The 9,617-nt window shown below is 70.4% G+C and carries 9 protein-coding genes; 4 read left to right on the top strand and 5 right to left on the bottom strand.

Going from position 1 to position 9,617, the window contains the following annotated elements:
* Positions 1 to 62: 62 nt before the first annotated feature.
* From ACFXG1_RS32520 to ACFXG1_RS32505, 4 genes are all read right to left on the bottom strand, one after another.
* The gene (locus tag ACFXG1_RS32520; protein ID WP_384714046.1) at positions 63 to 950 is read right to left on the bottom strand and encodes an amino acid ABC transporter permease; all 888 of its coding nucleotides are present in this window, start codon (positions 948 to 950) and stop codon (positions 63 to 65) included.
* Positions 947 to 1,621, bottom strand: coding sequence for an amino acid ABC transporter permease (locus ACFXG1_RS32515; protein WP_384714043.1), 675 nt, complete (start codon positions 1,619 to 1,621; stop codon positions 947 to 949). Before ACFXG1_RS32515 ends, ACFXG1_RS32520 begins: the two co-directional genes overlap by 4 nt.
* 81 nt (positions 1,622 to 1,702) lie before the next feature.
* A complete protein-coding gene (locus ACFXG1_RS32510; RefSeq protein ID WP_384714040.1) occupies positions 1,703 to 2,533 on the bottom strand; it encodes a glutamate ABC transporter substrate-binding protein in 831 nt (276 codons plus the stop codon).
* Between the two features lie 191 nt (positions 2,534 to 2,724).
* Positions 2,725 to 3,510 carry an amino acid ABC transporter ATP-binding protein gene (locus tag ACFXG1_RS32505; RefSeq protein ID WP_384714037.1) on the bottom strand — a complete coding sequence of 262 codons (786 nt, stop codon included), beginning with the start codon at positions 3,508 to 3,510 and terminating at the stop codon, positions 2,725 to 2,727.
* Between the two features lie 342 nt (positions 3,511 to 3,852).
* On the opposite strand from ACFXG1_RS32505, the gene ACFXG1_RS32500 reads away from it, so the two are divergent.
* Together ACFXG1_RS32500 and ACFXG1_RS32495 are read left to right on the top strand one after the other, a co-directional pair.
* Positions 3,853 to 4,557, top strand: a complete 705-nt coding sequence (locus tag ACFXG1_RS32500) for a response regulator transcription factor (RefSeq protein WP_384745777.1) — start codon at positions 3,853 to 3,855, stop codon at positions 4,555 to 4,557.
* A 7-nt stretch (positions 4,558 to 4,564) separates the two neighbouring features.
* Complete coding sequence (locus ACFXG1_RS32495) at positions 4,565 to 5,968, top strand: ATP-binding protein (protein WP_384714032.1); 1,404 nt, start codon at positions 4,565 to 4,567, stop codon at positions 5,966 to 5,968.
* On the opposite strand, the gene ACFXG1_RS32490 is transcribed toward ACFXG1_RS32495, so the two are convergent.
* On the bottom strand, positions 5,958 to 6,956 hold the full coding sequence (locus ACFXG1_RS32490; protein ID WP_384714029.1) for a TAXI family TRAP transporter solute-binding subunit: 999 nt from the start codon (positions 6,954 to 6,956) through the stop codon (positions 5,958 to 5,960). The two genes, ACFXG1_RS32495 and ACFXG1_RS32490, sit on opposite strands and share 11 nt — an antisense overlap.
* Positions 6,957 to 7,081: 125 nt before the next feature.
* On the opposite strand from ACFXG1_RS32490, the gene miaB reads away from it, so the two are divergent.
* Both miaB and ACFXG1_RS32480 read left to right on the top strand, forming a co-directional pair.
* A complete protein-coding gene (gene miaB / locus ACFXG1_RS32485) occupies positions 7,082 to 8,602 on the top strand; it encodes a tRNA (N6-isopentenyl adenosine(37)-C2)-methylthiotransferase MiaB (RefSeq protein ID WP_384714026.1) in 1,521 nt (506 codons plus the stop codon).
* A gap of 102 nt (positions 8,603 to 8,704) precedes the next feature.
* Positions 8,705 to 9,412 (top strand): hypothetical protein, encoded by a 708-nt coding sequence (locus ACFXG1_RS32480; protein ID WP_384714023.1) that lies wholly within the window; start codon positions 8,705 to 8,707, stop codon positions 9,410 to 9,412.
* The last annotated feature ends 205 nt before the right edge of the window (positions 9,413 to 9,617 follow it).

Raw genomic sequence — 9,617 nt, 5'->3', positions numbered from 1 at the left:
CGGTGGTGCCGTAAGTGGCACCACCGCCTCCGCCGTCCCCTCCGGGTCGCTGCCCGTCGTGATCAGTGCGCCTCTCCGGCGTCTCCGGCCGAGGCTTCGACATCGGTCCCGCTGAGGACGGCGCCGGTGCCCTTCTTGCCCTGGCGTATCCGCTTCTCCAGCCAGCTCGCGAAGCTGGTGAGCAGGAAGTTCAGCAGAATGAAGATGAGGGAGATGACGGTGAGGGTGGCGATGGTGTTCGCGCCGTAGTTCGCCGTGATCGCCCGGTTCTGGTACAGCAGCTCGGTAAAGCCGAGGAGGGCGCCGCCGAGGGCGGTGTCCTTGACGATGACGACGAGCTGGCTGACGAGTGCGGGCAGCATCGCGGTGACCGCCTGCGGCAGCAGGACGAACAGCATCAACTGGCCCTTGCGCATCCCGATCGCCAGCGCGGCGTCGGTCTGCCCGCGGGGCAGCGACAGGATCCCGGCCCGGACGATCTCCGCGATCACCGAGGCGTTGTAGAGCACCAGACCGGTGATCACTGCGTACATCGGCCGGAGGTCCGAGTCGATGTCGGAGAACTCCACGAACGCCTGGAACGCGAAGACCATCAGCAGCAGGACCGGGATGGCGCGGAAGAACTCGATCACCGCGCCGACCGGCACCCGGACCCAGGCATGGTCCGAGAGCCGCCCGATACCCAGCGCCGCACCCAGAGGGAGGGCGATGATCACGGAGATGCCCGCCGCCTTGACCGTCTCCCAGAGCCCCGGGAGCAGGAAGGTCGTCCAGACCTTGGAGTCGTTGACGAACGGACTCCACTTCTCCGCGTCCAGCTGGTTCTTGTCCGCCATGGTGCTCAGGACCCACCAGAGGGTGAGACCGAACGCCGCCAGGAAGACGACGGTGTAGATGATGTTCCGGGCCTTAGCCTTGGGACCCGGCTCGTCGTACAGAACGGAACTCATCGCTTCACCGCCACTCGCTTGGCCACCCAGCCCAGCAGCAGACCGGTCGGCAGGGTCAGAACGATGAAGCCGAAGGCGAAGACGCCGAAGACGGCGAACAGCGCGTCGGATTCGTTCTCGACCATCGTCTTCATCAGGGCCGAAGCCTCCGCCACCCCGATCGCCGAGGCCACCGTGGTGTTCTTGGTGAGGGCGATCAGCACATTGGTGAGCGGGGTGACGGCCGAGCGGAACGCCTGGGGGAGCACGACCAGGGTCAGTACCTGGAAGAAGCTGAAGCCCATGGCGCGGGCGGCCTCCGCCTGTCCCACCGGGACCGTGTTGATACCGGAGCGCAGCGCCTCGCAGACGAAGGTGCCGGTATAGGCGACCAGGCCGAGGACGGCCATCCGGAAGCCGATGTCCTTGAAGGTGTCACCACCGAGACTGACGCCCATGGTCGAGGCGAGACCGAGGGAACAGGCGACGAGGACCACCGTCAGCGGGGTGTTACGGACGACATTGACATAGCCCGTGCCGAAGGCGCGCATCATCGGGACGGGACCGACGCGCATACCGGCCAGCAGCGTTCCCCAGATCAGGGAACCGACGGCCGAGTAGACGGTGAGTTTGACCGTCATCCAGAACGCGTCGAGCAGGTCGTACTGCGGGGAATCGAGGAAATCGAACACGTTGACCCGCGATCTCTCCTGGGTGGATGTAGTCGGCGCGTGCCACCGGCCGGGGCGTCCGGTGGCACGTCACCGGTGGCCTCAGTTCGCGGCGATCGCCGGCGCGGGCTCGTTCTTGTAACCGGACTTGCCGAAGTTGGCCTGGACGAACTTGTCCCAGGACTTGTCGGACTTCATCTTCTCCAGGGCCTTGTTGATCTTGCCCTTGAGGTCGGCGTCGCCCTTCTTGATGCCGATGCCGTAGTTCTCGTCGCTCAGCTTGAGTCCGGCCAGCTTGAACTTGCCCTGGTGCTCGGACTGCGACGCGAACCCGGCGAGGATGGCGTCGTCCGTGGTCAGGGCGTCGACGGACTTGTTCTCCAGGCCCGTCAGGCACTCGGAGTAGCCGCCGAGGGTTTCGAGGTCGGCCTTGGGGGCGAGCTTCTCCTGGACGTTCTGGGCGGAGGTGGAGCCGGTGACCGAGCAGAGCTTCTTGTCGTTCAGGTCCGCGGCCTTGGTGATGCCCGTCTCGTCCTTGCGGACCAGCAGATCCTGGTGGGCGAGGAAGTACGGACCGGCGAAGTCGACCTTGACCTTGCGCTTGTCCGTGATCGAGTAACTGGCGACGATGAACTTGACGTCACCGTTGGCCAGCATGGTCTCGCGCTGGGCGCTCGGGGTCTGCTTCCACTCGATGTCCTTGGCCTCGTAGCCCAACTCCTTGGCCACATAGGTCGCGACGTCGACGTCGAAGCCGGTGTACTTGCCGTCCTGGGTCTTCAGACCGATACCCGGCTGGTCGAACTTGATCCCGATGGTGATCTTGCCGCCGCCGTCACCGGAGTCGCTGTCACCGCCGCACGCGGTGGCGGCCAGGGAGAGGGTGAGAACGGTGGCGACGGCCGCGGATACCTTGCGGGCGCGGAGCTTCATGTGAACATCCCTTACGTCGTGGTTCGCCGATGCGTGAGCCGGTCCGCCGGCCGGCGCGGGCCCGGACCGAGGAACGGTCCGGCGCCGATCCGCTACGGATCCCGGGCGGGCCCGGCCGGGCCGAGAGCCCGGCCGAAGACGCCCGTCCGGGGCGACAGCCGGTGTGCTGGGGGGTGACGTGACCGCCGGGGTCAGTGGTGCAGGATCTTCGACAGGAAGTCCTTGGCGCGGTCGCTGCGCGGGTTGCTGAAGAACTCGTCGGGCGTGGCCTCTTCGACGATCTTTCCGTCGGCCATGAAGACGACCCGGTTGGCGGCGGAGCGGGCGAAGCCCATCTCGTGGGTGACCACGACCATCGTCATGCCGTCCCGGGCGAGCTGCTGCATCACTTCCAGCACCTCGTTGATCATCTCGGGGTCGAGGGCCGAGGTGGGCTCGTCGAAGAGCATCACCTTGGGCTCCATGGCGAGCGCGCGGGCGATCGCCACCCGCTGCTGCTGACCGCCGGAGAGCTGGGCGGGGTACTTGTCCGCCTGCGTACCGACACCGACCCGGTCGAGCAGCTCACGCGCCCGGCGCTCCGCCTCGTCCTTGTCCTTCTTGCGGACCTTGACCTGGCCCAGCACGACGTTCTCCAGGACCGTCTTGTGGGCGAAGAGGTTGAAGGACTGGAACACCATGCCGACGTCGGCCCGCAGCCGGGCCAGCTCACGGCCCTCCGCGGGCAGCGGCTTCTCGTCGATCGAGATCGCTCCGGAGTCGATGCTCTCCAACCGGTTGATGGTGCGGCAGAGCGTGGACTTGCCGGACCCGGAAGGCCCGATCACGACCACGACCTCGCCCCGGGCGATGGTCAGGTCGATGTCCTGCAGCACATGCAGCGCACCGAAATGCTTGTTGACACCGCTCAGTACGACCAGGTCCTCGGCGGCGGGAACGCCACTCCCGTCGACCTTGGACACAGACACTCCGCTCATCGGCCCACAGCTCCCGTCCTCCTTGGTTGGGAGGACAGTAGTGACGCGGTGCGACCAGCGTCATTACATCTGAGCGGAAATTGAGCATAACGATCCGGCCTCGTCCGGATACGATGAGTGAACGAGGTGACCGTCGGAGTACCGGGTGGATAACGGATCCGGGCGGGCGGCTGAATGTCCTTGACTGTCCGGCGGGAAATCGGCCTTCATGCCCTGGTACGCCATGTCGTGCGCGGGGGCCGGGTTTCCCCGGGCGGCACGAGGCGCACACATCGTCGAGGGGCCGGGGACCACGGGGGGATCCGTGGGGCGGCGCCATAACCGGAGGGCCGGAGGGGGGACATGAGACTGCTGCTCGTCGAGGACGACAACCATGTCGCCGCGGCCCTGTCGGCCATCCTCGCCCGGCACGGATTCGATGTGGTGCACGCCCGCAACGGCGAGGAGGCGCTGCGCGCCGTCCTGCCCGCGACCCATCCGGGCAAGCCGCCCTTCGGTGTGGTCCTGCTCGACCTCGGCCTGCCCGACCAGGACGGCTACCAGGTCTGCGGAAAGCTGCGGAAGATCACCTCGACCCCGGTCATCATGGTGACCGCGCGGGCCGATGTCCGCTCCCGGATCCACGGACTCAACCTGGGCGCCGACGACTATGTCGTCAAGCCGTACGACATCGGTGAACTGCTGGCCCGGATCCACGCCGTGGCCCGGCGGACCGCGGCCGTGGAGGAGACCGCTCCCGCCCCCGCCGACGACGCCCTGCGCCTGGGCACCGTGACCGTCGAACTGCCCACCCGCCGCGTCCGAGTGGACGGCGCGGCCGTCCAGCTCACGCGGAAGGAGTTCGACCTGCTGGCGCTGCTAGCCCAGCGCCCCGGCGTGGTGTTCCGCCGGGAACAGATCATCAGTGAGGTCTGGCGGACCAGTTGGGAGGGGACCGGCCGGACCCTGGAGGTCCATGTGGCATCCCTCCGCGCCAAGCTCGGCATGCCCGCCCTCATCGAGACCGTACGCGGAGTCGGCTACCGCCTTGTGACCCCGGGCGACTGAGGGGACCGTGCGCACCCGCCTGCTTCCCCTGCTCATCGTCCTCATGGCGGGCGTCCTGCTGGCACTCGGCTTTCCGCTCGCCGTCAGCGTCGCCGCCGCCCAGCAGCAGCGGGTGGTGGTCGACCGGATCGACGACACCGTACGGTTCGCGGCGCTGGCCCAGTTCGTCACGGCGAGCGACGGCTCCGAGGCGGAGCGCAGATCCATGCTCCAGGACCAGCTCAACCGGTACTACTCGACCTACGGCATCCATGTCGGCGTCTTCCTCAGGGACGGCAGATCCCTGATGGCGCGAGCACCCGCCAACTGGGACGTCCCCGCCGAGGGCGAGGGCCGTGAGGCCTTCCGCGAGGCGCTGACCGGACGCCGCTCCCAGGACCCGCCGCAGGTCTGGCCCTGGGACCGCGACGGACGGCTGGTCGTCGCCTCGCCCGTGGTCCGCGACGGGGACGTGGTCGCCGTCGTCCTCACCGACTCGCCCACCGACCAGCTGCGCTCCCGGGTGCTCCGCGGCTGGCTGCTGATCGCCGCCGGCGAGGGCGCCGCGATGCTGCTCGCCGTCGGGGCCGCCTTCCGGCTCACGGGCTGGGTCCTGCGGCCCGTACGGGTACTGGACGCGGCCACCCACGACATCGCCACCGGCCGGCTCAACTCCCGGGTGGCCGCCGCCGGAGGACCGCCCGAACTGCGACGGCTGGCCCGCTCGTTCAACGAGATGGCCGACAATGTCGAGGGCGTACTCGAACAGCAGCGCGCGTTCGTCGCCGACGCCTCCCACCAGCTGCGCAATCCACTGGCCGCCCTGCTGCTCCGGATCGACCTGCTGGCCCTGGAACTCCCCGACGGCAACGAGGAGATCGCCTCCGTCCGTACGGAGGGCAGACGGCTCGCGCAGGTACTCGACGACCTCCTCGACCTCGCCCTGGCCGAGCACGCGTCGGCCCCCCTCGAACTCGCGGACATCGGTGCCCTGGCCGCCGAACGGGTCGCCTCCTGGCGCCCCGTCGCCGACGGGAAGGGGGTCCGGCTCACCGGCGCCGGAGGTGCCGTCACGGCCTGGGTGGATCCGATAGCCCTGTCCAGCGCCCTGGACGCGGTGATCGACAACGCGGTCAAGTTCACCCCGGCCGGCGCGGAGGTCACCGTCGTCGTGGCCGCCCAGGGGGAGACCTCCACCCTGGTCGTCACCGACGAGGGCCCCGGACTGACCGGGGACGAACTCGCCCGGATCGGCGACCGCTTCTGGCGCAGCAACCGCCACCAGAACATCAAGGGCTCCGGCCTCGGGCTCTCCATCTCCAGGGCCCTCCTCTCGGCGGGCGGCGGCACCATCGCCTACGACCACCACGAGCCCCGGGGACTCCGGGTCACCCTCACGGTGCCCCGCACCCCGCCGGTACCTACGGCTTGACCGACCGGTAGTAGCGCCGGGCCCCCTCGTGCAGCGGCAGCGGTTCGGTGTAGAGCGCGGTCCGCAGATCCACCAGCTGGGCCGGATGGACCGTACGCCCGATGCCGTCCCGGCTCGCGATCACCGTCCTGGTGAACCCCTCCACCAGGTCCGGGTCCATCCGGTCGGTGGTGACCAGCAGATTCGCCACCGCCATCGAATTCACCGGCACGCTGCTCCGGGCACGGGGATAGAGGTCCGGTGGCATGGCGGCGAACCGGTAGAAACCCGTCGGCTCGCCCGCCCGGTGCACCCGCTCGATCAGATCGCGCTCCAGCGGCACCAGACGTATCGGAAAACGCTCGGACAGGGACTGCACCGACTTCGTCGGCAGCCCCCCGGACCAGAAGAACGCCTGGATGGTGCCGTTCTCCAGCAGCTGGGGAACGGTGTCGATGCCGTTCGGCACACCCGTGACGTCCTTCACCGGATCGAGACCCCCGGCGGCCAGCAGTCTGTCCGCTATCAGCCGGACCCCCGATCCTTTCTGCCCGACGCCGACCTTCAGTCCCCGCAGATCGGCGATCCCGTGCACCCGCGAGTCCGCGGGCACCACCAGCTGGACATAGTCGTCGTACAGCCGGGCACAGCCCCGCAGCCGGTCGGCGCCCGGCTTGCCCTCCCGCTGGTACTGCGCGACGGCGTCGGCGGTGGCGATGGTGAAGTCGGCCTCACCCGACGCGACCCGGGCGAGGTTCTCCTGCGACCCCTCGCTCGTCCGCAGCGTTATGTCCACCTCCGGCAGATCGTCGGCGAGGGCGTCCTTCAGCAGCGCGCCGTACCGCTGGTACACCCCGCTGTGCACACCGGTGCTGAAGGTGACGGAGCCGCGGGGCTCCGGCTCCCCCAGCGGCAGCAGCCACCACGACAGCACTCCGAGCGCCGCGAGGACGGCGGCGGCACCGGCCAGGGCGCGCCGACGGCGGGTGCGGAGCGGATTCGTGAACATGCGGCGATCCTGACAGGTCACTCACCGTGATGGCCAGAGCCCCGGCGAGGACCGGGCGGACGCGGAATCCGGGCCTCCGCGGATATCCGCGCGGGGGCGTGCCGCACACCGCCTACTCTTGTTGCATGAGCAGCACGGACCGGAACGGCGCAGTGGACGCCACCCGTACATACGAGGTTCGCACCTACGGGTGCCAGATGAACGTCCACGACTCGGAGCGCCTCTCGGGTCTGTTGGAAGGCGCGGGGTACGTCCGCGCCCCCGAGGGCTCCGACGGCGACGCCGACGTCGTCGTCTTCAACACCTGCGCCGTCCGCGAGAACGCCGACAACAAGCTCTACGGCAACCTCGGCCGGCTCGCCCCGCGCAAGGCGGGGCGGCCCGGGATGCAGATCGCCGTCGGCGGCTGCCTCGCCCAGAAGGACCGGGACACCATCGTGCGGCGCGCCCCGTGGGTGGACGTCGTCTTCGGCACGCACAACATCGGCAAACTGCCCGTCCTGCTGGAGCGCGCCCGGGTGCAGGAGGAGGCGCAGGTCGAGATCGCGGAGTCGCTGGAGGCGTTCCCCTCCACGCTCCCCACCCGCCGTGAGTCCGCCTACGCGGCCTGGGTCTCCATCTCCGTCGGCTGCAACAACACCTGCACCTTCTGTATCGTGCCCGCCCTGCGCGGCAAGGAGAAGGACCGCAGGCCGGGCGACATCCTCGCGGAGATCGAGGCGCTGGTCGCCGAGGGCGTCTCGGAGATCACCCTGCTCGGCCAGAACGTCAACGCCTACGGCTCCGACATCGGCGACCGCGAGGCGTTCAGCAAGCTGCTGCGGGCCTGCGGCGCGGTGGAGGGCCTCGAACGCGTCCGGTTCACCTCCCCGCACCCCCGCGACTTCACCGACGACGTCATCGCCGCCATGGCCGAGACGCCGAACGTGATGCCCCAGCTCCATATGCCGCTCCAGTCGGGATCGGACACGGTCCTGCGCGCGATGCGCCGCTCGTACCGCCAGGAGCGCTTCCTCGGGATCATCGAGAAGGTGCGCGCCGCGATTCCGCACGCCGCCATCTCCACCGACATCATCGTCGGATTCCCCGGCGAGACCGAGGAGGACTTCGAGCAGACGCTGCACACGGTCCGCGAGGCCCGCTTCGCCAACGCGTTCACGTTCCAGTACTCCAAGCGCCCCGGCACCCCCGCCGCCACCATGGACGGCCAGATCCCCAAGGAGGTCGTCCAGGCGCGCTACGAACGCCTCGTCGCCCTCCAGGAGGAGATCTCCTGGGCGGAGAACAAGAAGCAGGTCGGCCGGACCCTGGGCGTGATGGTCGCCGAGGGCGAGGGCCGCAAGGACGGCGCCACCCGCCGCCTCTCCGGCCGCGCCCCCGACAACCGGCTCGTCCACTTCACCCAGCCGGACCAGGAGGTGCGCCCGGGTGATGTGGTGACCGTCGAGATCACCTACGCCGCCCCGCACCATCTGCTCGCCGAAGGAGCGGTCTCCGCCGTGCGCCGCACCCGCGCCGGTGACGCCTGGCAGAAGCGGAAGGAAGCGACGGCACCGAAGCCCGCGGGCGTGATGCTGGGCCTGCCCGCCATCGGCGTCCCCGAGCCCCTCCCGGCCCCCGCCGTGCCGGGCTGCGCGGCCCTCTGAGCCGTAGCTCACGGGCCGTACGGCCCTCCCGGGCACCGGCGGGCCGTCCGGTGCCCGGCCCCGCGCCGGGGCCCCGCCCGGGGACGCATTAGGCTGCCGATCATGCTTGTCGCCGCCGCCGTGTGCCCCTGTCCGCCGCTGCTCGTCCCCGACGTGGCCACCGGCGCCGCCGCCGAACTCGACACCGTACGGACCGCCTGCCTCGACGCCGTCGCGGCCCTGGCCGCGGCCGAGCCGGGACTGCTCGTCGTGGTGGGCCCGGCGGAACCGGAATCGGCCGGGCACTACCCCTCGGGCGCCATCGGGGACTTCCGCGGCTTCGGCGTCGACACCGAGGTCCGCCTCGGTACGGGGGAGCCCGGCGGGCGCCCGCTGCCGTACCCGCTCGCCGTCGGCGCCTGGCTGCTCGAACGCGCCGGATGGTCGTCCGCTCCGGTGGAGGGGCTCGCGGTCGATGAGCGGCTCGCGCCCGGGGCGTGCGCCGACGCGGGCCGGGAGACGGCCCGGCGGGCCGACCGGGTGGCCCTGCTGGTTATGGGCGACGGCAGCGCCTGCCGGACGGTGAAGGCGCCGGGCTATCTGGACGACCGGGCCGCCGCCTTCGACGCGGCCGCCGCCCGCGCGCTCGACGCCGCCGACACCGGGGCGCTGGCCGCCCTCGACCCGGAGCTGGCGGCCGAGCTCAAGGCCGCAGGACGGGCGCCCTGGCAGGTGCTGGCCGGTGCCGCGGAGGGTACCGGGCCGACCGGCAGGCTCCTCGCCGACGAGGCCCCGTACGGCGTCGGCTATCTGGTCGCTGCCTGGACCTGACCCCTCCCGTACGGGCACACAGATCTTTTTAGTGGACCGGCCGGACGGGTGAGCGGGCCCGCGGACCCCGGCAGGATCCGCACGAGACGGCACGAGACGGGGGCGGGGGGGGGGGGGGCCCGGGGCCGCGCCGCCCGCCCCCGGGGGGGGGGGGGGGCGGGCGCCCCCCCCCGCGGGCGGGGGGGGGGGGGGGGGGTGTTCAAGA

This window comes from Streptomyces sp. NPDC059248 (assembly GCF_042753905.1).
Classification (GTDB): domain Bacteria; phylum Actinomycetota; class Actinomycetes; order Streptomycetales; family Streptomycetaceae; genus Streptomyces.
The sequence above is the reverse complement of the archived record's forward strand: the minus strand, read 5'-3'. Positions and strand labels throughout refer to the sequence as shown.